At 50.6% G+C, this 24,779-nt stretch carries 20 protein-coding genes; 6 read left to right on the top strand and 14 right to left on the bottom strand.

Features of this window, described 5'->3' with window-relative positions; all coding sequences use genetic code 11:
• Positions 1–34: 34 nt before the first annotated feature.
• From RGU75_RS21065 to RGU75_RS21045, 5 genes are all read left to right on the top strand, one after another.
• Positions 35–1,936: a TonB-dependent receptor domain-containing protein gene (locus RGU75_RS21065; protein ID WP_322239342.1), complete on the top strand. Its 1,902-nt coding sequence runs from the start codon at positions 35–37 to the stop codon at positions 1,934–1,936.
• Positions 1,937–2,158: 222 nt separating this feature from the next.
• Positions 2,159–2,380 carry a hypothetical protein gene (locus tag RGU75_RS21060; RefSeq protein WP_322239340.1) on the top strand — a complete coding sequence of 74 codons (222 nt, stop codon included), beginning with the start codon at positions 2,159–2,161 and terminating at the stop codon, positions 2,378–2,380.
• A 196-nt stretch (positions 2,381–2,576) separates the two neighbouring features.
• Positions 2,577–3,617, top strand: a complete 1,041-nt coding sequence (locus tag RGU75_RS21055) for an iron ABC transporter permease (protein ID WP_322239338.1) — start codon at positions 2,577–2,579, stop codon at positions 3,615–3,617.
• Positions 3,614–4,399, top strand: coding sequence for an ABC transporter ATP-binding protein (locus RGU75_RS21050; protein WP_322239337.1), 786 nt, complete (start codon positions 3,614–3,616; stop codon positions 4,397–4,399). The genes RGU75_RS21055 and RGU75_RS21050 overlap by 4 nt, the downstream gene beginning before the upstream one ends.
• Positions 4,400–4,563: 164 nt before the next feature.
• Entirely contained in the window at positions 4,564–5,478 is a 915-nt protein-coding gene (locus RGU75_RS21045) for a cobalamin-binding protein (protein ID WP_322239335.1), read from the top strand.
• 18 nt (positions 5,479–5,496) lie between these two features.
• Here RGU75_RS21045 and RGU75_RS21040 read toward each other — a convergent pair whose 3' ends face one another.
• Positions 5,497–6,114 carry a GNAT family N-acetyltransferase gene (locus RGU75_RS21040; RefSeq protein WP_322239333.1) on the bottom strand — a complete coding sequence of 206 codons (618 nt, stop codon included), beginning with the start codon at positions 6,112–6,114 and terminating at the stop codon, positions 5,497–5,499.
• A 341-nt stretch (positions 6,115–6,455) separates the two neighbouring features.
• On the opposite strand from RGU75_RS21040, the gene RGU75_RS21035 reads away from it, so the two are divergent.
• Positions 6,456–8,603 carry an RICIN domain-containing protein gene (locus RGU75_RS21035; RefSeq protein ID WP_322239331.1) on the top strand — a complete coding sequence of 716 codons (2,148 nt, stop codon included), beginning with the start codon at positions 6,456–6,458 and terminating at the stop codon, positions 8,601–8,603.
• Positions 8,604–8,833: 230 nt separating this feature from the next.
• On the opposite strand, the gene RGU75_RS21030 is transcribed toward RGU75_RS21035, so the two are convergent.
• From RGU75_RS21030 to RGU75_RS20970, 13 genes are all read right to left on the bottom strand, one after another.
• A complete protein-coding gene (locus RGU75_RS21030) occupies positions 8,834–9,985 on the bottom strand; it encodes a Gfo/Idh/MocA family oxidoreductase (RefSeq protein ID WP_322239329.1) in 1,152 nt (383 codons plus the stop codon).
• A 44-nt stretch (positions 9,986–10,029) separates the two neighbouring features.
• Positions 10,030–11,085 (bottom strand): sugar phosphate isomerase/epimerase family protein, encoded by a 1,056-nt coding sequence (locus tag RGU75_RS21025; RefSeq protein ID WP_322239327.1) that lies wholly within the window; start codon positions 11,083–11,085, stop codon positions 10,030–10,032.
• A gap of 123 nt (positions 11,086–11,208) precedes the next feature.
• Positions 11,209–12,171, bottom strand: coding sequence for a substrate-binding domain-containing protein (locus tag RGU75_RS21020; protein ID WP_322239325.1), 963 nt, complete (start codon positions 12,169–12,171; stop codon positions 11,209–11,211).
• 88 nt (positions 12,172–12,259) lie between these two features.
• A complete protein-coding gene (locus RGU75_RS21015; RefSeq protein WP_322239323.1) occupies positions 12,260–13,312 on the bottom strand; it encodes an ABC transporter permease in 1,053 nt (350 codons plus the stop codon).
• Positions 13,293–14,780: a sugar ABC transporter ATP-binding protein gene (locus tag RGU75_RS21010; protein ID WP_322239321.1), complete on the bottom strand. Its 1,488-nt coding sequence runs from the start codon at positions 14,778–14,780 to the stop codon at positions 13,293–13,295. The genes RGU75_RS21015 and RGU75_RS21010 overlap by 20 nt, the downstream gene beginning before the upstream one ends.
• A 137-nt stretch (positions 14,781–14,917) precedes the next feature.
• Positions 14,918–15,961, bottom strand: coding sequence for a LacI family DNA-binding transcriptional regulator (locus tag RGU75_RS21005; RefSeq protein WP_322239319.1), 1,044 nt, complete (start codon positions 15,959–15,961; stop codon positions 14,918–14,920).
• 319 nt (positions 15,962–16,280) lie between these two features.
• Positions 16,281–17,225, bottom strand: coding sequence for a DNA ligase (locus RGU75_RS21000; RefSeq protein ID WP_322239317.1), 945 nt, complete (start codon positions 17,223–17,225; stop codon positions 16,281–16,283).
• A 150-nt stretch (positions 17,226–17,375) separates the two neighbouring features.
• Positions 17,376–19,532: a DUF2235 domain-containing protein gene (locus RGU75_RS20995; RefSeq protein ID WP_322239315.1), complete on the bottom strand. Its 2,157-nt coding sequence runs from the start codon at positions 19,530–19,532 to the stop codon at positions 17,376–17,378.
• The gene (locus RGU75_RS20990) at positions 19,533–20,084 is read right to left on the bottom strand and encodes a DUF3304 domain-containing protein (RefSeq protein ID WP_322239313.1); all 552 of its coding nucleotides are present in this window, start codon (positions 20,082–20,084) and stop codon (positions 19,533–19,535) included. It lies immediately after the preceding gene.
• Entirely contained in the window at positions 20,085–20,627 is a 543-nt protein-coding gene (locus RGU75_RS20985; protein ID WP_322239311.1) for a DUF3304 domain-containing protein, read from the bottom strand.
• Positions 20,628–21,182 (bottom strand): DUF3304 domain-containing protein, encoded by a 555-nt coding sequence (locus RGU75_RS20980; protein WP_322239309.1) that lies wholly within the window; start codon positions 21,180–21,182, stop codon positions 20,628–20,630.
• A gap of 51 nt (positions 21,183–21,233) precedes the next feature.
• On the bottom strand, positions 21,234–22,130 hold the full coding sequence (locus RGU75_RS20975) for a DUF4123 domain-containing protein (protein WP_322239308.1): 897 nt from the start codon (positions 22,128–22,130) through the stop codon (positions 21,234–21,236).
• 19 nt (positions 22,131–22,149) lie between these two features.
• Positions 22,150–24,738 carry a type VI secretion system Vgr family protein gene (locus RGU75_RS20970; protein WP_322239306.1) on the bottom strand — a complete coding sequence of 863 codons (2,589 nt, stop codon included), beginning with the start codon at positions 24,736–24,738 and terminating at the stop codon, positions 22,150–22,152.
• Positions 24,739–24,779 lie beyond the last annotated feature (41 nt).

Raw genomic sequence — 24,779 nt, 5'->3', positions numbered from 1 at the left:
GCGAGCTGGTGGTTGTTTTCTTGCTTAAATTATCATGACCCTAACTGTTTCACCGACCCATCCGCGCCGCGCTGCGCGAATGATTGGGCCTTTGTGCCTTTCTACGCTTATTATTTCTACTTTTTCCGCATCCAGTTTTGCTCAGGAAGCCTCGGATAAGTCACTAGAGCCCGTTCTAGTCACAGCAACACGCACGCCACAAAAAGCCAGTGATGTGATCAGCGACAACGTGACGATTTCTGCCGAAGACATTGCGCTATCGGGACAAACCTCGCTGGTTGAACTGCTGCAAAAGCAACGTGGAATTGAAATCACTGCTAACGGCGGTCCTGGTACTTCGGCATCGGTATTCATGCGCGGTGCAGCTAATAATCAAAATATAGTATTAATCGATGGCGTCCGTGTCGGGTCTTCCACGACCGGCGGCGCTACATGGTCCAGCATTCCATTGTCACAAATTGATCACATCGAAATCGTGTATGGCCCTTTGAGTAGTTTTTATGGCGCTGACGCAATGGGTGGCGTGATTCAAATTTTTACCAAGAAAGGTTCGGGCGCGCCGCGTTTGACTGCATCTGCCGGTGTCGGCAGCTATGGTACCCGCACCATGGATGCGAGTATTTCTGGCGCGACCGAAGGCGACCATCGTTTTAGTTACGCTATATCGGTGGCGCATGAAAATGCAGATGGGTTTTCAGCGACTAAGCCAGACCCTTCGCCGTATAGTTCTTATAATCCAGATAAAGACGGCTACAAAAAAGATAGTGCCAGCGGACAGTTTGGGTTGGAGCTGGCAAAGGGCCAGGAAGTTGGCGTGACCTTTTTGCAAAGCCGGTTGAATGCGCAGTACGACGATGGTTCGGATTTCGACACGCGTGTCGTGCAAAAACTTGAAAATGTGGCTGTGTATTCGAAAAACCAGATTCTGCCTTGGTGGAATAGTAAGGTTCAGGTGTCGCAAACTACCGATAAATCGACTTATATCAGCAGCGATCAGCCGGATGGGATCAGCGATGTAACGACTAAGCAGAATAATTACAGCTGGCAAAATGATTTGTTCATCGGGACAGACGTCTTGCAGTTGTTGGCTGAGCGACGTGAGGAGGAGGTTTCTGCCACCGGTTTGTCTGGTGACCGGACGACCAATTCGGTTGCTGCATCGTACCAGTTGAAGCGTGGAGATCATCTGGCGACCGTTAGTATCCGGAATGATAATAGCTCGCAATTTGGTACGCATGCGACTGGTAGTCTTGGGTATGGCTATCGTTTGAACCAGGACTGGCGGGCTAATGTCAGTTATGGCACTAGTTTTCGTGCGCCGACTTTCAATGAGTTGTATTACCCCGGTTATGGTGTTGCGGCGAACAAACCGGAAAAAGGTAAGAATGCGGAGGTGGGGTTGGTGTATGACAATGGGACTTCGCAGTTAAATATTTCTTACTATCACAACAAAATAACTGATTTGATCGTCTCGACTACGACTTGTCCGGTTGAGCCGGATAGCCATCCTTATGGTTGTGCTTATAACGTTGATAAGGCGACGCTTGAGGGGGTTTCTTTTGGCGGCAGTACTAAGTTGGGTAATTTTGCTTTGCGTGGTTCGCTGGATGTGCAGAATCCGCGGGATGATACTAGTGGGAAGTTGCTGGCTCGGCGTGCGCGGCAGCATGGAACGGTGGCGCTTGAGTATGGGGTTGGGGCGTTGAAGTCTGGTGTTGAGATGGTGGTGTCTGGTAAGCGGTACGATGATGGGGATAATCAGGTTGTTTTGGGTGGGTATAGTTTGGTTAACTTGTATGCTAGTGTTGATTTGACTGGGAAGTGGTCTTTGTTTGGGCGGTGGAATAATGTGCTCAATAAGGATTATGAGTTGGCGCGGTATTATGGGACTGCTGGGAGTAGTTTGTTTTTGGGTGTTCGGTATGGGTTTCGGTGATTGGCTGGGGTGTGGTCGGTAGTCGGTAGGTTGGGGGGCTTTTGCTCCGTGGGGGCTTGTCGGGGGTAGCCCGACAGCTAGTTACTTTTTCTTGCTTCGGCTCGGCGCCCCCGCCAAGAAAAAGTAACCAAAAAGAAGGCGACCGCAACTGACGCTGCCCTGCGGGTCCCCAAGTATTTCAGCCGCCAGTCGGGTTGAAAGACCAACTCGCTACGCTCAAACATGTCTTCCAACAATTCCCGACTGACAGCTGAAATACTTGGCAGCGTCCATGACGGAGTACGTCAACTTCAACTTCAAGAACAACCGCAACGTCAACTGTGGCTGCGCCTGCAAGTTCAAGAGCAACGTCAACTGTGGCTGCGCCTGCAAGTTCAAGAGCAACGTCAACTGTGGCTGCGCCTGCAAGTTCAAGAGCAACGTCAACTGTGGCTGCGCCTGTAAGTTCAAAGGCAACGTCAACTGTGGCTGCGCCTGCAAGTTCAAAGGCAACGTCAACTGTGGCTGCGCCTGTAAGGTCAAAGGCAACGTCAACTGTGGCTGCACCGGCGATTGCGTTGGTATTGACGGTTTTGATATTTGGGTTTTGTTTTGAATTATTTTTTTGTGTTTGAAAGATTGCGTGATTAATAGTGGAGCTTTGAAAAAATCGTCAATTTCTTCTACGCGTGGGTCGCGGGATGGGCGGCGGGCGATTTTGGTGTTGGGTGGGTTGGGTTTGTTGGCGTTGGTTAGTATTGTTTTTGCTTGTGCGGTTGGTTCGGTGACGTTGTCTTTTTCTGATATTTTTGGCGCTTTGAGTGAGGTGTTGCGTGGTGCACCTAAAAGTATGGCGGCGACTTTGTTGCAGTTGCGGTTGGAGCGGGCTTTGTCTGGGTTTGTGACTGGGGCGATGTTGGCTTTGGCTGGGGTGATGATGCAGGCGTTGTTGCGTAATCCTTTGGCTGATCCTTATGTGCTGGGGGTTTCTGGTGGGGCGGCGGTTGGGGCGTTGTTTGCGATGCTTTTTTTTAGTGCGGCGTGGATGATTGATGTGGCGGCGTTTGCGGGTGCGATTGTTGTGGCGTTGCTGTTGTTTGGTTTGGCTTATCGGGATTTGCGGGGTGGGATTTCGGATGGTAACGCGCCGTTGCTGTTGTTGACTGGCGTGATTGTGGCTTCGGGTTGCGGTGCTTTGGTGACGTTGATGCTGTCGATTGCGCCGGATAGTCGGTTGCGTAGTATGGTGTTTTGGTTGATCGGCGATTTGTCGGGGACGCAATTGCGCTGGTTGCCTTGGATTGTTTTGAGCGGTGCACTTATTTTTGCTTTACGCAAAGCACGGCATATTAACGTCATGGTCATGCAGGCAGAGGCGGCGGCGACGTTGGGGATTCATGTGGCGTCGTTACGTAAGGGGTTGTTCTTTTGTGCGGCCTTATTGACTGCTTGCACGGTGAGTAGCGCGGGCGCGATTGGGTTTGTCGGGTTGATTGTGCCGCATGCGTGTCGGTTTGCGCTGGGACCGGATCACCGTTTGTTGTTGCCTGCTGCGACCATTGCCGGTGGCACGTTTCTCTTGTTGGCGGATACATTGGCGCGTACTGTTATTGCGCCAACACAATTGCCGGTCGGCGTGATTACGGCCTTGATCGGCGTGCCGGCATTTCTATTACAACTGCACCACATTCGCAAACGATGATGACATCTCCAACACTGATGCGCACCCGGTCTGTCGATTTAACTATCGAGGGTCGTGCGCTGGTCGCGGGTTTGGATTGGGATCTGCATCCTGGCCAGCTTTGGTGTGTGATCGGTCGCAACGGGGCTGGGAAGAGTACATTTTTGCGCTGTCTGGCAGGTTTGCGCTTGCCCGATGGCGGGGTAGTGGAACTGGCTGAAAAACCGTTATCACAATGGGCGTTGGAAGGGCTGGCGCGGGTTCGCGCGTTTTTGCCACAAGGAACGCGTGACGCCTTCGGTTATCGCGTGATTGAAACCGTATTGGCGGCGCGGCATCCGTATCACGATACCCGCTATTGGGAATCCGATACTGATCAGGAAACCGCTTTAAGTGCGTTAAGAGCGCTGGATGTAGAAGCACTTGCCGAACGTGATATTCGTACCTTGTCCGGTGGCGAGCGTCAGCGGGTGGCGATTGCCGCTGTGTTGGCGCAGGATACGCCGTTATTATTGCTCGACGAGCCTGCGAATGCGCTGGATCTGGCGCATCAGGTTAGCGTGATGCGTTTATTGGACGAACTGTGCGCGAACAGTGAGTCGCCCAAAGCCATCGTAATGGTAAGCCACGACTTGAATCTGGCGCATAGCGTGGCGAGTCATGCGCTGCTGCTGATGGGAGATGGAGGTTGGCGTGCCGGGCCGGTTGCCGAGGTGATGACAGCACCAATTCTGAGCCAATGTTTAGGGCATCCGATCGAGATCATCACGCACGAAAATCGGTCTATTTTTATTCCTGCGTAGCGCGTATGTAATGGGTCGGTTTCCATCTAAGTGTCGAGAAAAAATTTTCTATAAATAAATGTAGTTGATTCATTGCTCGTTACATTCCTACACGATGCTTCTACTTCTAAACGTGGCGCTAAAAACTTTCGGGCGTTAATAATTTTGTATATCGGAATATTATTGTGAAACCGAACATCGTAAAGCGTATTTTCTTAATGACGGTATTGCTCATCAGTGTGCAACTTTCAGTCATAGTAAATGCTTCAGGAGCGGCTATTATAGTCAAAGATGACGCAGGCAATATCATCACGTTAGCGCAGCCAGCTTTGCGCGTAGTGACAATGGCCCCGCATATTACGGAATTAATATTTGCCGCCGGTGGTGGGTCCCGAATAGTCGGTACAGTCAAGTACAGCGATTATCCGGTTGCTGCAAAAAGTATTCCTCGAATAGGTGACAACAGCCTGCTGGACATAGAGCGGTTGATTGCGCTCAAACCGGATTTATTGGTGGTATGGCGACATAACAGTGCCGATCGTCAATTGGAACAATTACGAAAACTCGGCATCCCATTATTTTACAGCGACCCACGCAAGTTGCGCGATATCCCGGACAGCATCATCCGTCTAGGCCGACTATTAGGCACAACTGGTGACGCAGAAAAAGAGGCAGCCGCGCTAGGTGAAAAAATTGACGCTCTCGCTTTTAAATACCAGAAACGTCCTCGCGTCCGAGTTTTTTATCAGGTATGGAGTCGCCCGCTGTATACGCTCAACGGCAGCCAGATTGTCAGCGATGCGATCAACGTATGCGGCGGAGAAAATATCTTCGCCCATCTGTCAGTGACAGCACCAGTCGTTAATATAGAAGCCGTGCTGGTTGAAAATCCAGAGGTACTCATAAGTGGACAACGGAAAGATGATGAAAGTGACCTCGATTATTGGCGCAGCTATTCTGGCTTGCTGGCAGTTCATCGCAACAATTTATTCGGTATCGATGCCGATCTGATGAATCGAGCAGGTCCGCGATTGATCGACGGTACCGTTGTTCTATGTGAGAAGCTGGCATTAGCGCGCTCTCGTCGAGGTCAGCCTTAATGTGGCTTCTGAAATACTTTAGCCAGTTTTAACTTCACCGACACCATTAACGAGTCTCCATGCGTCGCCAAAAAGATGCCATTTTTCACTTTTGGCAGGATCAAGAAACATACCTTCAGGTATTTTTGAAAAGCCAAGTGCTTCATATGCAGGAATGGCACTGTCTATCGGCGAGAGCATCAGTTGTCCAAGTCCCCCGATTTCCATTGATTTTTTTACAGCCCGCTCTAACAGCGCTGCTCCGGCACCGCTGCTGCCCGGATGCGTAACAAAAATTTCTACATACGGAACATTCAAGGCCTCCTGTCGATGAAGCATGGTTAGTGCTCCCACTGGCACCTGATCCACACTGTATAAGAGCTGAGTGTCAGCGGGCGGTAAAACAGAACAGACTCCGCACATAAATCTTGCAGCTTCGACTCTGGCGCTCCACTGCAGCTGGTCGTCGTCAGGGTCGTTGGCTTCCCCAATACTTTTACCTTGTTGCTGCCAATGTTGCGTGATGCTTTCTTGCATCGAGCGCAGAGCATAAGTCAACGTAACACGATCAACCTCGCTAATAGGATTCTCCGCCGGTGGCTCTAGCTCGGCATATTTTGAATAAAACAATGGAAAAGCACTAGAAGTTACGATCATATTTTGATTCCTATAAAGTTTATCGTCAATCAGTATAAGTTAAACGGTTTTTCACTTGCGCTTAGCCTCATCGGGCCTTGTTTTTAGATCGATTCGGGTTCGATTGAAATTAAGAAAACCTGGTGCAGATATCGTTAAGTTCAACTTGTTATCTTGGTGTGATGGTCGTCGTGTATTTGGTGTGTGTGCGTCGTTTTCAATTGCTGCGTATCGATATGTGTTACCTGACAATATTGTCAACGCATAGTGCAAATACTTGCACGTGAGAAATTTTTCGCTTAATCTGTGATCGCAACTTGACACAGTTATTAATCAGATTACCCTTATAGACGAGGTGTTCAATGACTTCAAATGCCGACGATACCAAGCTTCGATTGCCCCATGGTCATGCCATTACGCCATGTGTTGACACTAGCGTCGATCCCCATTTTGATCCTAACGTCAAGCGTGTTGCGGACCCCAACGATCCTTACCTCAATAGCGTGAGTCCTTACGTGGACATCTGGCTCCATTCGGGTAAAGCTCCCCTCACGATCGTGGATCTGGCGCAGACCGGTGGGACGATTCGTATGACCACAGTCATGATGCGCATACGTGAAGTCATCATCTATAACAGTACTGCTTATGATATGCGGATCGTACGAGTAGAGAAGTTTAGCGGCGACTGGGCGATCTGGGATGAGGCTGCTGGCAAGATGGTGAAGATTGGTCCGCCATCCGGGACGGTCGGCCCAGGACAGGCGAGAAGCTATGTTCTGTGGAATTCGGTGAATGTCGGTAATTCGGGGCACGTCTCTGGCGTTCTCCACTTTGAGGTCTTCGATCCCAAGACTAATACTTTTATTTGTAACCTCAAGTTGTCCTGTAAAAAAAGGATGTGGGAGACGGCCTATTACGCGATAGAGACAAATAACGGTCATCGAGACTTTGATGTGACCGCGCTTGATACATGGGGCAATGAATGGTTTATACCGGGTTGGCCCGTGGGCGGGGAGGATAATGCTTACATGGATAGTGGTGGCGGATTTGGACAAAATAACCATGCGATCATTGCCTTTTGTGTTGGCGATGATGTGCTGAAGATAGGTCAAATTCCAGGCAGCGGTAAATGTGATCTCTACGAGAAGGGGTTTTATGCATCACTCGGTAAAAAGCCTCCGACAAGTGCAATTAACAGGCCGGATTATGTTTGGGGACCGGCTAGTGATCGGTGGAAAAGTGGTGTGGCAGGCGAAGCCTTAGATAATTTGATAGGCGGCTTGGCTTACGGGTGTGACTGGTTGTTTGGTGGAAAAGATACGCCCAACAGGCCGCAGCCGGATCCCTGGAGATTCTCGACTGAAACTCCCGAGGAAGGCAAAACGTATATTATTTCTGAGTGCAAGAATAGCGGGGACGCGCTGGGTTATGTAGATACCCCATCACACGGCATTATATTCGGCACTCTACTTGGGTTAAAGCCAAATTTTATTCGGGATAGATCCCAGCAGTGGCGGATCAAAAAGGTGAAAGGTGGTGAGTTTGATGGTTTATATGTGCTGCATAACATGAAAAAAGACAAGGTAGGTGGCGATTGCATATTGGCCTGGGGCTATTACAACTCCACGGTTTCGGTGCGCTCGCTGAATGTTACCGATCCTGTCGATAGATTTCGGTATTGGCGCTTGGTACTCAGTCAGGATAAGCGTTCTTATATTCTGGTGGCCGGAGGAACTCTTCATGGCCATCCCTTCGGGATATTGACCGGTTTTTCTGGAACGGAGGAGGGATACAGAATCAGGGTCCGTGACAACAGCAGTTCCCAGTCATTTGTGTTCACGGAATTTGTACCATTGGTAACTGGAGCTAAATATGTTATTACCAGTCGACTTAGCGGAAAAGTAATGGACGTTCTAGGGGGTGAAAAAGGGCCGGGAACGCCTGTTGTTCAGTATCCCTATACTGGTGGGAATAATCAACATTGGGTTCTAGGGTTTAAAACTGCTTTTACAAGAGTTTATTTCTTAACTGTGGATTATGCCCCTCATTGCATGTTGCATGCAGATGACCGCGCCGGGGATAGTATCCCTGTCACTATTGATGTAGTGGCAGCATCATCCTGGCATAACTTTAAGTGGAATATAGACCCAAGTTTCCACGGTTCCTACAGGCTAAGCGGCAACTATGGAAAACAATTGGATGTGACAGATGGGCGGCTGGATAACTACAGAAAACTGCAACTTTTCAAGGCGAACAATACTCTGGCGCAACTATGGCAGTTTAGTAGAGTTGGCTCCAATCGTCGTGATCACGAAAAATCTGACCTTGATCGGCGTATTGAAAAGGCTGAGCATGATATCGCTGAAGTTGTAGAGCAGATACGTCAGGGCGGAGATCCGACGGGGGATTTAGCAAAATGGGTTGAGAACAATCTTCAGGAACTGGAGAGAATGAAGGCCGAGCGTGATGGTCAGGAAGCGTTGCATTTACCGGAACCGGATGACATCTGATATTGGCGAATATGTCAAAGAAGTCCCATACCGGTGGACATCGCCACCGGTATTTTTAAATCTACGGGTTGGAAATACAATTTTATTTCATCATAAATAGTATGTTGTGACGCGGCGTATCCGCGATCAGTACCAATTAATTAAATCTGTTTTTTATGCGGGAAAAGTATTGTTATTCCGATTATTTTAAGGCGGAATACAACTGTCATTCATGTTTTAATCGCATCCTTTCAGCGTGCAATATCCGTCCACTGCGCATCATTTTGATGGCTACGAATGACGGCCTCAATAAATGCCATCCCGGCGACGCCATCATTGACATTTGTTAGCCAGCGTGCAGCTTTGGGAATCGGCTGACCTGCGTTGATTGCAGCAATCTGTAAGGCTGCGTCGACATACAATTGGGCGAAGGCTTCTATGTAACCTTCCGGATGACCGGCGGGAACCCGTGTGGCATGCGCGGCGGCGGCACTGGCGGCCCGGCCCGGGGTAAGGCGCTGGGCGTTACCGCCTTGCGGCGTGATCCATAACTCGTTTGGATTTTCCTGGTTGAAGGCGAGTTGGGCTTTGCTGCCGTATAAACGCAAACGTAAGGCATTTTCAGCGCCGGTGGCGACCTGACTCGCCCACAACGTGCCGCGCGCGCCGTTGGCGTAGCGCAGCATGACTTGTACGTGGTCGTCGATAGGACGTCCGGGTACGAAAGTAGATAGTTCAGCCAGCAGTTGAGTGGGTGTTTGACCGCTAATATATTGCGCCAGTTGATAGGCATGCGTGCCGACATCGGCCAGCGTCCCACCGGGACCTGAGCGTAACGGATCGTTATGCCAGTTGTCGGCAGCGCCGGTATTGGCGCTGCCAATAGAGGCGGCTAGCCAATCCTGTGAATACTCGACCTGTATCAGTCTTAGGTCACCGATGTCGCCTGCTTCGACCAGCGCTTTGGCATGGCGCACCATTGGATAGCCGGTGTAAGTGTGAGTGAGTGCAAAGACACGATTTTTTTGTTGTGCGAGTGTGGCAAGTTCCTGGCCTTCCTTGAGTGAAATAGCTAAAGGCTTGTCGCAAATGACGTGGATACCAGCTTCCAGAAATGCTCTTGCTACCGGGGCGTGTAAAAAGTTTGGTGTGACGATGGTGACGACGTCAATGCCATCCGGTCGTGCGGCTTCCTGCCGCGCCATTTCTTGATAGTCGCTATAGCTGCGGCTTGGGTCGAGGCGAATCTCGGTAGCACTATTGGCAGCGCGCGTCGGGTCACTGGATAATGCGCCCGCCACCAACTCATAGTAATCGTCGAGGCGGGCGGCAATCCGATGCACCGAACCGATGAACGCGCCTTGGCCGCCGCCCACCATTCCTAGTCTTAAACGTCGTTGCATTTCTGTTCCTTTTTACCAAAATTATGTGGTCGTATTTTGCAGCTCTAGCGTACTAGCCCAAGCAATTGATTGATTTGATCCTGTTTGACTGCGCCACCCGCGAAATCATCGAAAGCGCGGTCTGCCACATGAATAATATGACGTCGAATAAATTCCGCTCCTTCTGCTGCGCCGTCCTCGGGATGCTTTAAGCAGCATTCCCACTCCAACACCGCCCAACCAGGAAAATCATATTGCGCCATTTTAGAGAAGATTGCGTTGAAATCAATTTGCCCGTCACCGAGTGAGCGAAAACGTCCGGCACGATCTTGCCAGGACGAAAAGCCACCGTACACGCCTTGTTTACCATTTGGACGAAATTCTGCATCCTTGACATGGAAAGCCTTAATCCGGTCGTGATAGATATCGATGAAAGCAAGGTAATCGAGTTGTTGCAACAGAAAATGGCTGGGATCATACAAAATGCTGGCTCGAGGATGCTGGTCAACTGCATCAAGAAAACGTTCAAAACTGACGCCATCATGGAGATCCTCACCGGGATGTAACTCGTAGCAAAGGTCAACACCAGCGGCATCGAACGCATCCAGAATAGGACGCCAACGCCGAGCCAACTCAGCAAATGCTGTTTCCACCAGACCCGCTGGACGCTGCGGCCATGGATATAAATAAGGCCACGCCAGTGCCCCTGAAAAAGTCACATGGGCGCTTAAGCCGAGACGTTGAGATGACGTTGCTGCGAGTGTTAACTGTTCGATGGCCCATGCAGTCCGCGCCGCGGGATTGCCGCGCACATGCGGCGCTGCAAAGTTGTCGAATAAAGGATCGTAAGCCGGATGCACTGCGACGAGCTGGCCTTGTAAATGGGTCGATAATTCGGTAATCGTTAATCCATGTTGCGCCAGTAATCCTGTGATGTCATCACAGTAGGTTTGACTCTTCGCGCCTAGCGTCAGGTCAAACAGGCGCGGGTCGGTTGGCAACTGAATACCTTTATATCCCAGACCGGCGGCCCATGCAGCCAGATGGGAAAGTGTATCGAATGGTGCTTTGTCACCCATGAACTGGGCGAGAAAAATGGCTGGCCCTTTGATCGTTTTCATGGTTAATCCTCTTTGTTTAGCATTGTTAAAACGGTGGATACAGGACCTGATGTCACGTCCATCATGCGGTCCTGTATCCATCATTACTGCTTATCGCGACGCGCTCAAATGTGCGTTTACATATCAGAACGGTGAATTGGGAAAGTAGAATTGTTTGGCGTTTTCCTTCGTGATCAATACCGAGGGAATGATGGTGTTCGCTGGTAACTTTTCACCTTTCAAACGTGCTTCGGCGGTCATTTTAATCGCATCATAGATGAACTTAGGTGAGTACGAAACGTCCGCCATAATCAGGGGATCAGAGCCATCCATGATTTTCTTCACAGCGCCTTTTGCACCAGCGCCGCCAAATACATCTTTGATATCCGTGCGCTTGGCTTGCTCGATTGCTTTCTGTACACCGATCGCCATATCGTCGTCCGCCGCCCAGACTGCATCGATTTGTTTAAAGCGGGTCAGGTAATCTTGCATGACTTTGAACGCATCATCTCGGTTCCAGTTGCCATATTTTGCATCCAGGATCTTGATGCCGGGGTGATCTTTCATCACAGCGTTAAATGCATCAAAACGCGTGTTGTCGAGCGTGGTTGGCATACCGCGAAAAACGACGATATTGCCTTTGCCGTTCAAACGTTTAGCCATGTATTCGGCTGGCAATTTACCGAAAGCGGTATTGTCGCCCGATACGTACGCATCTTGTGCATCGTTCGTGGTGAGGCCGCGATCCACGACGGTAACGTAGACACCTTTCTTTTTTACCTGCGCCACGGGTTGCGTGAGTGAGGCCGACTCAATGGGAAAAATAACCAGCGTGTTGATCTTGTTGACGGTCAGCATATCTTGAAGCTGATTGGCTTGTTCCGGCGCGGTGGCGGCCGTTTTGACGATGACCTTCAAACCGGGATGCGCTTTCTCCAATTCTGCCTTGGCTTCATTCGCCCACCAGACAATACCGGCGGTAAAGCTATGGGTCGCCGTGGGAATCGCTACGCCTAATACAACTTTTTCTGCTGCAAATGCGGATGCCGCCGACAATGCATTCAGTGCTAACAACCCTGCGCCCAGTATTTTGGTGATACGTTTCATGGTGTCTCCTCCGGTAGATGGGTGCCGTGAGCGGCAATCCCTTTGTAAAAAACTGCGTTAACTTTTTAAACCTTTTAACGTTATTTCTTCATCTTCGACTGCCCTGTAGAAAAGCCACCGCGATGATGACGATGCCCTGGACCGCTGCGTTGAGATAGACGCTAATGATGCTGGTCAGGTTGAGAATATTACTGATAACGGAGAGCAAAATCGCACCGATAACTGTACCAACTATGCGTCCCTCGCCACCTTTAAGCGCTGTGCCGCCGACAACCACTGCGGCAATCGCTTCCAACTCCCACAGCAGGCCGGTTGTCGGTGAGGCCGATCCCAGACGTGGGACGTATAAAATGGTGGCGACTCCAACACAAAGTCCGAGAAAAATATAGGTCGATATCTTCACCATATCCACCCGTACCGCCGCATACCGTGACACCTGCTCGTTCGATCCAATCGCTTGAACGTGCCGTCCGAAGGTGGTGCGATTGAGAATGACAGCGCCGCCAATCGCAACTAGAAGAAATATCCATATGGGAATTGGCACGCCCAACAAGTTTTTGTAATACACAGGGCTGTATAGATCCGACAATTGATTGTCGAGCGTCAGCGCGCCACCATCGGCTAGATAAGTCAGAAATGCCCGGAAGATGCCGAGCGTGCCAAGGGTCACAATAAACGGTTCAATTTTCCCCTTGGTGATGAGCAAGCCGTGTATGAGTCCGAACACAGAGCCAAGCACCAGCGCCAATACAATACCTAAAACAACAATAGTAGTGGGATTCAAGTGCATACCGCCTACACCATGCATCAGCATGTTCATAAAGTAGATCATGCTGCCAGCAATCAAGCCCGCCATGGAACCGACCGACAAATCGATTCCACCCGATATGATCACGAAAGTCATGCCAACCGCGATAATGCCAATAAAGGCGGTGCGGGTCAGCACGTTCATCATATTATCGACAGTGGCAAAGTCATGATTAAGCAGCGTGCCGACAATACATAAAGCGATCAGGCCAATCAATGGGCCAATATTTTTAATGCGACCGATGATGGCAGAAGCGGCGGCTGGCTTGTTGTGCGCTTTATTGTGCGACTCATTCTGCGCCTCAACGGGGGATTCAGTGTGTGCCGGTTGCATGAGCAATCAACTCCTCTTCAGTCAAATGCTCGCTGTCGAGCGTTGTTTGTAATGTGCCGGAACGCATCACCGCGACGCGATGACAAAGACCAATCAGTTCGATCAACTCGGACGAAATCACAATGACTGCGCGTCCTTCCGCTGCTAACTGATGAATTAAAAAATAGATATCGCGCTTGGCACCTACATCGACCCCTCGGGTTGGTTCATCAAGAATGATGACGCGTGGATCAGGATGCAAAATTTTGGCAAGCGCTAACTTTTGCTGGTTTCCACCTGACAGCATGCGTGCTTTACTATCGAGATCGCCGGTGCGAATATTGAAGACATTGGCTGCTTGATCCAGCGCCTTTTTCTCGGCGTTGATGTCGAGCCATGGGTGAGCATAGCGCTCCACCGTCATCATAGTCAGGTTCTCGCGTAGCCCAAGATTGACGTGCAATCCTTTACCTTTACGGTCCTCGCTGAGATAGGTCACGCCATGTTGCATCGCCTGACGAGGATTACGCAGATTGACCGGCTTGCCGCTCAAAGTAATTTTTCCAGCGCTGCGGGGGCGCAAGCCAAGCAAGGCCTCGAACGACTCTGTGCGGCCCGCGCCAACCAGTCCGGCAAAACCTAAAATTTCACCAGCGCGTACTTCAAAGGAGAGTTCTTTTGACCAACCAGGTACGCATAAACCATCTACTTGCAATAAAACTGCGGCGTCGGTGGCGTGGCGCGATTTTAGAGGAAACATATCTGACAGATCGCGGCCAACCATTAAATTGGCCATCTGTTGCCGAGTCAAAGTTGCTGTTGGTTCGCGTGTAATAAAGCGACCATCGCGCATAACGATTACTTCATCGGTGATGCGTTCGACTTCATCAAGCTTGTGTGAAATATAAAGAATGGTGACGCCATCGTTATTGAGTTGCGCCATAAGCGCAAATAATCGCTGCGTTTCAGATGAGGTCAGCGTTGCGGTCGGTTCGTCCATAATCAGGAAGCGTGCTTTGCGTGCGAGTGCTTTGGCGATTTCCACCAGCTGTTTCTCTGCTACGATTAAGTGGCGTACTTTGGTATCTGGGCTGACGTTCAGACCAACCTGTTTGAGGTAACGCGCAGCGTCTTCGCGCATCGCGACATCGTCAAGTAGCCAGCCTTTGTGTTTTTCATGACCCAGAAATATATTTTGCGCGACCGTCAAATGTTCGGCCAGATTAAATTCCTGATGGATCAACACAATGCCGCTGGCTTCGGCTGCGCGCGAACTGGTGAAGCGTTGCGGCTGGCCGTCAATGACCAGTTGTCCATCGCTGGTGGTCTCGTAACCCGCCAAAATTTTCATTAAGGTTGATTTTCCGGCACCATTTTCGCCCAATAAACCGTAGACCCGACCGGGCGCCAAATCGAAGCTGACGTCGTGCAATACGCGTACCGGTCCGAAATCTTTGCAGATATGTTGGAAGCTGACGGTGACACTCATGGTCTGGTCCTCACGGAAAGATCCTCATAAGGATTTTGATGAAAAATCATCGCCACGCAAGCCGTTGGATTTGGTCAATGGGCCGCAGTGTTGGCGGGAATCAGGGCAAAGCGGTATTTGCGACCGGATACGCATCATTACGTGCTCCCTCTGAGAACTAGATGATGGTCAAGCAGAACGCCCGATACAGGAACCGTTGGCGCGGTCAAGCGGTGCAATAAAAGCAGCGCGGCGGTTTCACCCAGTGCGCGCATTGGCTGCGCAATCGTCGTCAGACCAGGATCAATCTGCGCAGCAATCGCAATGTCATCGAAGCCGATCACCGCGACGTCTTCCGGCACGCGTTTGCCAAGTTGACGCAAGGCGCTCAAGACGCCGATGGCCAACGTGTCGGAGACGGCAAAAATGGCTGTCGGCGCATCCGACTGTGCCATCATTTCTAACGTGGCGACGGTTCCAGCGGCGTAATCCAGGCTTTGAACGGTTTTGCGCCATTCCGGGCGTGGTGTCAAACCGGCAGCGTGCATGGTGTCGATATACCCGGCTTCGCGTTGCCGCGCATAAAGATAACGGGCGTCAGAATTGATCAAGCCGATGCGCTGATGACCACGCTGAAGCAAATGGCGAATCGCATCGCTGGCAGCGCGATGATTATCGATGCTGACATAAGGGACGGCAACTGTAGGATCAAACTCGCAACAGGCGACCCATGGCAGGCGCACTGACTCATTGGCTAAGGCGTGTTGAATGGTGTCGGGATCAAGGCAGATTGCACCGTCGGCACGATGGGTGCGTAGCAAATCAAAATACGAGCGTTCTTGCTCTTCCTCTGCGCCGGTGTCGCATAGCAGGACAAAGTAACCATGCTGACGGGCAACATGATTGATGCCGCGCACAATCTCGGCGTAAAAAGGATTGCCTACGTCAGGCACCATGGTTAACAGCAAGCGACTCTCGGCAGTGCGCAAGTTGCGCGCCAGATGATTCATCCGATATCCCAACGCCTCAACCGCAACCATGACTTTATCGCGGGTTTGGGGGCGTACGCCGGTTTGCCCATTCATGACACGCGAGACAGTCGCTACTGATACGCCTGCGTGGGAGGCGACAGACGAGATTGATGCAGACGAGATTGAACCCGGGTGATCGGAGGTGGGTAAAGGCGAATCTTCAGTACGCATCGCAATTCAGTTAAAAATGTAATCGATTACATTTTTAACTGAACGGGGGTACTTATGCAAGGATTGTCGATGTTGCAATGCGGTAGGAATGATGTCTGGATTGCTTCTACATTATGAACGAATAGTGTTGAACTGATTCTGGCTGAACGGCGTTGAGCACTATTTTGCTTAGTATTGATTGTGCTTTTCAACATTTTTATTTTCGTTTCTTCACCAGCACGATAATAATCTCGTCTGGTAAAAATAACGCTACGAGTTATCTGCGCTTTAAATTGACACACCGTTTTAACCTTAGCTAAATGTGAATGTTAAAGCAGCTTTACTGTTTGATCGTTTGCAGTAGTTCAGTTGGTGGCATTTCATCGCGTATGTGCATAAAACTCGCAAAGCGCGGTACGCCACCTGGATGTAATCCCCGATAGCGATACGTCACCCAGCTACTAATCGGCGGAGGTCGGCGACGCTCGGCGTCCGTGAACCCCGTCCCAATCCGAAAGCGTAATCCTGTTGGTGTTTCGACTATCAGCGCACCCATCACGCCGAGATGTTTTCCTTTTCCGGGAAGATAGCCGACGACTCTGGCTTCAGTATCATCATGCGTTTTCATTTTGAGCAGGTCGTCACTACGTATGCCGCGATAGGTTGCATTGCCTCGATGTAGCATCAAGCCTTCGCCGCCTTGGTTGACATTTTTTTGGAGCATGCTTTGTAGCGCTTGTTGATCCGCGACCTTGATTTGCGCTACCGCTTCAACCCATGGCTTTGCTATCTTGGTGACGAGATTTTGCAGCACGGGAATACGTTCATCGAACGTTCCTGAATGCGCCGGTAAATCAAATACCATAAAACGAATCTGACGCCACGCTATGTCATTGGGTATCTGTTGTCGCACAGTCGAAACGGCTGTCGTGAATAGTCCGCGACCGGCCCATAACTCACCATCTAGCGGAACCTTCGGCCAGCCAGAAGTGAACCACGCAGGCGCATGAATCGGATTGCCACCGCGGGTCCATAACGCCACTCCATCCCAATAGCCCCTTACGCCATCCAATTTTTCACTGACCCAATACTCTGCCAGTTTTACGCCAGGATGATAAATATTTGCCTGCATGAGCGACGGTGGAGGACGCTCGTTTGTTCGGCCGGTTTGTGGCGTGATACCAAGAAGCAAGAAAATACTACAAAGCAGGACCATGACGATTTTTCTGCGGAGTTGTCTGGTTTTGATAAGGTGAAATGGTCGGGGCTTCTTGTCTATAGACATGCGGTGTTCTTTCTTGCGTTGATGAAGTTCGGCTGTTTTAGTTTGACTCGCGCCGTATCAGTAATAAATACCTGATTGCTTTCGACGACTAACAATTAATTACTCGTTAATGCGTTAAGTGGAATTTCGCGGATGAATGATGGGCGTGAACTATTCGAAGATATGTCGCTGTCGCAAATAGCCACTTCCTTCACGACGTGTATTTGTCTGAGTCACAATAAAGGGAGAGCGCAATTCAGCGACGTCGGCATCAGTTTGCAGCGGATAAAACCTCGCTAGCGTGGCTTGCTCATCTTTCGAAAAAATAGTCTGTTGTCTGGCACTTTGCCTAGCTTGAATTTTGTCCGCACGGTAGTAAGCGTAAGGACGACGTGTTTGTGGATCAATTTCTCCATTCCGATAGTTGGACATGTTATCCGCCGCTTCCAATGTATCGACACGGCTTTGCAGTATGGCATCCAGTTGCGGATTGTCCTTGATCCCCTTTTGATAGTTTTGCCATACACGACTTCTATACGGCGTCGATGGCGCTTTCCCTGAATCGTGATACGCGATTGCCATCTTGAGCAAAGCTTCTGATTTTTCTTCAAGGGTGGTGTAACCGGCCAAATAGAAATTCGCCAGTGAATCATGGATGTATTCTTCCAGCAGGACTAAAAAGGGTGCGTTCTGCGGCACCGCTGCTTTGGTCATTTCTCCCAAGGCCCATAATTCATTTGATTCCGGGGGCACCCCGCTACGCGCCAGGCGCAGTTGCCAGGCGTTTGCCACGCCATGATCTTCGGCAGCAAATCGGAGAGAGGGCCGACCATGCACATCGCGACCAAAACTATCTCGACCATTCCTTTCATCGGCCGCTAATTGGGCGCGTTTTGTCAGCAGTTTGACATCGCCTTTTAGTAAGGCGTTATAGCTTTGCATATTGTGTTGTTCTTGCTGGTTGGCGCGGTTGTAACCGACAGAGTTGGTCAACCCCTCCAATCGCAGCCGTCGAAAACTGTAATACAACCGCATGTGCTGACGGACGATACTGTGAAACGTGGGAACGATCTTACGCTCTGGATCGCCCTCAAATTCTGTTTTTCCGGCCGCCATATAATCGTTCCAGGCGATGGCAAGTTTGGGGCTGATGGCATAGTCTTCCTTGAGATCAGACTCCATCACGCAATAGTTAACTAAAGGCACACCCGCTTTACTCGCAGCCAGATACATATGCGCCAACGGGACCTGCGACAGCAGCATATCCAGTTCTCCTTTGCCATTTTTGATTCCACGTCCGTGGTCGCCCGGCGCGTAACCGCCGCCGACATCGGCATGCACACCAGGATAGATTACTTCGGTGACGTTTTTTCCTTGCACGCGTGTGAGCGGGAAATTGCGTCGTAGCTCATGCCCGGCGCTGTAATGCACAGTTTGTTCTACGCATGCTGGCAGTGGGGACAACGTTTCATTTGCCCACGCCCAATGCCCATCGGCCCAAAACGCCGGGGTAGTTTCTGCCGCCGATTGCGACATGCCGGTACTTGCCACGCAATCAAATAGTCCAAGAAACTCGATACTGGCAGGCATTCCTGCAAAGGTGCCATCCTTCACCAGCAAGTCGTTAAACCAGTAACAAAATGCCCGAGCCTGCATCGCGCCACGTGAAAATCCGAAAACCGAAAGGCTAATTTTTGGAATTTTTGGTAAGGGACGATCCTTGCGGGCGAGACGCAATGCAATATCCAGTTCGTCGCTTAGCCCTTTAAACCAACTACGCCGGTCGGGGCGTGGTTCGTGGGCGTCGCGTAATGGGTCACCGGTGTCAATTTCGCGTGTGTATTTTTGGAGTTTGGCAGTGATGTCTTTAGGCCAAAACATTGGACGATCATTGTTAAATGCTTGGTGCACCGCGTTAAATACCTGCAGTAATGCATACAAAATCCTTGCTTGCCCACCTTTGCCGAACGCCTTTCCTTCCATTGTTTCGCGCCATTCGTCGTTTTCCAGAAAGGGCGTACCCAAACCGGGAACATAAATACGATAATGTCCCGGTGCATTCATCCAGCCTTGCCCATCCGCGCTTTTATGGGCATTAAACAACTTGACGATGTTGGTATGACTTTGTAGCGGCTCGTCTCGGTATCGGTTGTTATCGGTTCCATCAAAAAACACGCCAATATTGATATATTGCTGGCACCACGGAATATTTTTGGTTGGTCGTCCTTTTTTTAGAATGAGGCTACAGAGGTCGGCGGTGGCTGGTGTCATTTCTTTTTCAACATTATCGGAAATAATTAATGGTGCTGATTGGATCATTGCGTGCATTTACTCTACCTCGGGCGGGGCTGTTGTGACATTGCTGAGAATGGGATGAAGGGTACTTCTTGGAAAATAGAACGCTGACACGACACGCACTTCATCGTTTTCAAAAAAATGGACAAAAAGTGTTCCGACTCTGTTGTACCGTGGAATCGTGGTGGTCTTTTCTATCCAGTTTTCTTCCCCTTTGATTGGCCGATTCCAGCGAACTTTAACTTTCATTCCCGGCTGCCATTGATCAGGTAGCGTGAAACCAAGTGCTGCGATAGAGGTGCCCATTTCATGAGGCCAGCAATTAAAGGAGTACATCATGTCCCTTGCCATCGTGCGAGGTTCCTGAACTGCATAGGAATCGATATATGCATCAGTATGATTTGCACAGGACATTGACACAGCTGTCGATGGAATCGGCACGAATACGGGACGTTTGGGTTTTGCTGCTTGCGAGGTTTTGTGTGGCGTGGTGCCACAAGCAGTGAGGCCGACTGCGGCCGTGATTAACAGCGACCATTTAATGCAAGCGATGTTCGTTAGTGCAGATTGGACAAATGTGTGCATTTATTCTACCTCGGGCGGGGCTGTTGTGACATTGCTGAGAATGGGATGAAGGGTACTTCTTGGAAAATAGAACGCTGACACCACGCGCACTTCATCGTTGTCAAAAAAGTGGACAAAAAGTGTTCCAACTCTGTCGTATCGTGGAATCGTGGTGGTTTTCTCGATCCAGTCGTGCGCATTAGGTTTCCAGCGAACTTTAACTTTCATTCCTGGCTGCCATTGATCAGGTAGCAAGAAACCAGCCGCAACGATTGAGTTACCCATTTCATTCGGAAAGCAATTGAAGGAGTACTTCATGTCTCTTGCCATCGTGCGGGGCTCCTGGACTGCATACGAGTGAATGTACCCATTCGTGTGATTTGCGCATGACATTGGAGCCGGGGTTGAGGGAATCGGCACGAATACGGGCCGTCTGGGTTTTGCTGCTTGCGAGGTCGTGTGCGACGTCGTGCCGCAAGCAGTGAAGCAGAGCGTGCTAGTGAGTAATATCGCCCATTTAATGGAGGCGAATGTCCATGGCGCAGATTGGATCATTAGGTGCATTTACTCTTCCTCCGGTGGGGCGATGGTGATGTTCATTAAAATGGGATGATTACGATTGCGAGCGCCATGATTCGGAGATGAAACAACACGAACCTCATCATTTTTAAAAAAGTGCACATAGAGTTTTCCTGGACTTTCATATCTTGGAATCGTGGTGGTCTTTTCTATCCAGTTATCTTCGCCTTTGATTGGCCGATTCCAGCGGACTTTAACTTTCATTCCTGGCTGCCATTGATCTGGCAGCAAGAAACCAGCCGCAACGATTGAACTGCCCATTTCATGCGGCCAGCAATTAAAGGAGTACTTCATGTCCCTTGCCATCGTAAGCGGCTCTTGGACTGCATACGAGTGAATGTACCCATTCGTGTGATTTACACAGGACATTGACACAGCTGTCGATGGAATAGTAACGAATACCGCACGTTTGAGTTTTGCTGCTTGCAAGGTCGTGTGAGACGTCGTGCCGCAAGCAGTGAGAACAAGGGCGGAGGTGATTAATACCGACCACTTAATGAAAGCGACGTTCGTTAGATTAGATTGGATAATTGCGCGCATTTACTCTTCTTCAGGGACAATGTTAAGGTTGATTGGAATAGTCAATCGGGTTTATCCGAGCGTGCGCAGAGAAGCGCGCTTTACCGCGGCTTCGACACCAAGCGTTTGGGCTTCATCCAGCATATCCAGAGCGCAAAAATAATCAGGAAGCTGCAGAGATTGTGCGACCAGCACATGTCGCTCGTCATCAATGGTGATATCGCGTTTATCCATTGCCAGCAATAGCGTACGGATGCTTGGAAAGAGCATGGATGGAGTTTGGTCCGGCGGTAGTGCGAACGGTTGCTTGGCAAGTTCGCGCAAAATATAATCTGCCTCGCCGCTATCGATTAACCACGCGTATTGCTTGTCGGTGATATCGATGGCATTAGATTCGCCGACCGCAGAAGGTAGGTACGATGCTGCATCAAAGCATGTTCCGTCGATGGTCGTCAGCGTGCCTTTGCGGTTGATTAAGTGCCATTTGGCAAAGCCGGAACAGAATGCTGTGCGTTGTGCAGTATCGAAGCTGTACAGAATATCCTCACTGCAAATTGTGTCCGAAAACGGGAGCGAAAAACACATTCCGTCAGATGTTGTGCGGATCTGTAAGAACGGCGTGAAGTGGCGTTTTAGCGCATGGATGGTGAGTGGGCTTTGTAGAATACTGAGCATCGGCTTGCCTGCACAGCTTTTAAGTACACCGGGTAAATTCATTGCGGTCATGGCGATGAGGAAGGGGGCACATTCTTCCAGTTCGCTTAATACCGTCTTGTCGTATAGAGACATAACTTCACTGTTTTCGCTTCGACTTTTTTTCCACATTTCCATACCGAAGTCGTCATCAAAGGTACCGTCGATCAACACGAAGGTTGATAGTTGAGCGTGTTTGGTGCTGGCTTCGGTTAAGGTCGCTTCGATCTGGCTGAGTAATTCTGGATGGTATGGGTCAAGGCCGTAATAGATCATATTTTTCTTTTCAATTTAATTAGATTGGAGGAGAGCCTGCACGTGTAGCCGCGGTGCGCGCCGATTGTTGACATTCTTTGCACGCTGCTTGAGGAAATTGGTGTAATGCGATCGGCAGGCTGTTAGGTCCAACCGTCGAATGGCTGGCGGCATGCACTTTCCACATTCCTTTTGTACCGCTTTCAATTCCGTTGGCATTCCATTTGGCATAACTGCCGCCGCCATTGATCATGACTTCTTCGGTGGCGTTGATGACGATACGGTTGGCGGTGAGCGTAATGTTGAGTTTGGCAAGCAGATTGATGCTGTCTTTTAGCGCGGTAAGACTAATGTCGCCACTGGCAGCGACAAGTTTCATCCCTGCTTGATAGCTAAATAGTCGGATACCGGTTTTGACACTGGCGATGAGCCGCTGTCCTACCGACAAACTCATATCCTGTCCGCTGGTGAGCGCTACATGCTCCCCGCTGGCAATGTGGGTCGATTGCGGCGTCGTGGTAGCGATTCCCGCCGGACTGGCGAGTATCAGATGCGGTGCGGTTAATTCGGGAAAGCTGCCTTCTTTGACGTTGCCGTTGTTTCCGTTGTTGCCGCCGGTCCCTTGAATCGCGTCGTTCTGATCGGTGAGTGAAGTGGTGATCGCTTTGTGCTCATCGGCTTCAAGCGCACCATGTTGCTGCGCCAGTTCACCAAAGCTTTGCTGTTGACCGTGCGCATCGATCAGGCGCTGTGCCGTCTCGCCCAGATCGGTGATGTGGTGACTGGCATGAGTACGGCTTTCGGTGCTGATCAGCAGACCGTTTTTAGCACGGATTGCGCCATGTCCGTCGGTGCGCAGTTCAAATCCTTGTCCGCGGGCTTCCTTGCGACCGGCGTGGTCTTCGATGCGTGTAATGTGGCCTAAACTTAATTGGCTATGCTGATGATCGCTTTTGAGCTGGCTCTGGATTTTGCCAGCGGTGTCATCCATGACCAGATGGTTGCTACGTCCGCTGGCGGCATTGCCACCATCAGGTGTCAGTTCGCGTGAGCGAAATCCGGATAGCGCACTCTGGCTCGGCAATGCCCACGGTGGCGTATTGAGTTGGTTGTACACCCGTCCGGTACATAGCGGCAAGTCGGGATCGCCACCGAGAAAGTCGACGATGACTTCCTGACCGATGCGCGGAATATGCATGCCGCCGAGTTGATTGCCAGCCCACGGTGCGCCGACGCGGACCCAGCAACTGCTCTGATGATTGTGTTGGCCGAGGCGGTCCCATGGAAACTGGATCTTGATGCGGCCGAGGGTATCGGTCCAGATGTTTTGTCCCTGCGGACCGACCACGATGGCGGTGGCGGGACCGTGGGTCAACGGTTTGGGTGTAGACCGTTGCGGTCGCACGTTCTCGCTGGCCGGTTGCACCGTAAAGTCGACGTGGACGCGATAACGTTGCCGATGCGCATTGTCGGACGCCTGCGTTTCTTGCGCGGCTTCGTCGATCCTCAGTGTGGTCGATAGGATCACATACTCGGCATTGGCGGCGGTCTGCGGATGGCGCTCTAATGTAAAGATGCAACCGGGCACCATGCCGCGTAGATGGCCTTGGCCTTGCGCTCGTTGGCCGACGCTGTGTAAGGCTTGCATGCGCAAACGGGCGATGAAATCGCCTTCGGCAAACGGATCATTCTGGCTTTCCGGGTTGGTGCTTGCTGAACCGGAACCCGCCTTCGGCTGGCTATAATGCGCGTCGGCATGCCATTCATAGACCGCTTGCTCACTGTGCGCAGTGGGGCGGGGATCGTAGCGGTTGGCGGTGAGATTGGCCTTGGGCCTTGTGTAGTCATAATCCCGCGTGGTGTACTGGCCGGAAGTGAGTTGATGTACGGGTGAAAAGGCATGAATACACTCTTCATCGATATGTTTGCCTTCCGTATGAAACTGCACCACGTGATAAGCGCTGCTGGGCGAATTCTTATGCGCACCGATGCTGTCGATTAAGACCAGTCGATGGACGCCGTTATCATGCTCGAAGAAATAGTTGATTCCCCATTCTTCGCACAATCGACTAAAGAACGTAAAGTCGCTTTCGTTGTATTGGGTCTGATAGTCGCGTTTGGGATAAGTCTCAATGAGACGCTTGTCGACTGGAAAGGCGTAGTCGGCAAACAGCAGATCGATGATCTCGATCACGCTTTGATCCTGAAATATCTTGCAGTCGGTGGTCAGTGTCGCCAGATGCAACCATGGGCGCAAGGTGACTTCGTACAGCGCATGGCGTCCTTCCTGACGCAGCACGCGGGCAGCGGTAATCAAGCCGGAGATTTCACGCGTCCCAGCACCGATGTTGCCAAGCAGATTGTCAGCAAATGCGCTGTCGAAAAATCCACCGCTGCCATCCAATGCAATCATGATGGTTAACTCGCGACCAATGAAATCGTCAAGATTGACATTGCCGATATCTTCACTCAGATGGATCAAGGATTCGGGTGTCATCAGCACGACGGTGTAATCGAATAATGCGTTCATGCCTTCCGTGCCAGAGAGACTAATCGGCACCAGCGCAGGTTGATTCAGGCGTGTTGGAATAGCGCTGCTAGATGCGCTGAGAGTGCGACTGCTGGACATTGGGGAAAGACCTTCCGCTACGAACGTGAGGACGATTTAAT

The organism is Glaciimonas sp. CA11.2 (assembly GCF_034314045.1).
Taxonomy (GTDB): domain Bacteria; phylum Pseudomonadota; class Gammaproteobacteria; order Burkholderiales; family Burkholderiaceae_D; genus Glaciimonas.
The sequence above is the reverse complement of the archived record's forward strand: the minus strand, read 5'-3'. Positions and strand labels throughout refer to the sequence as shown.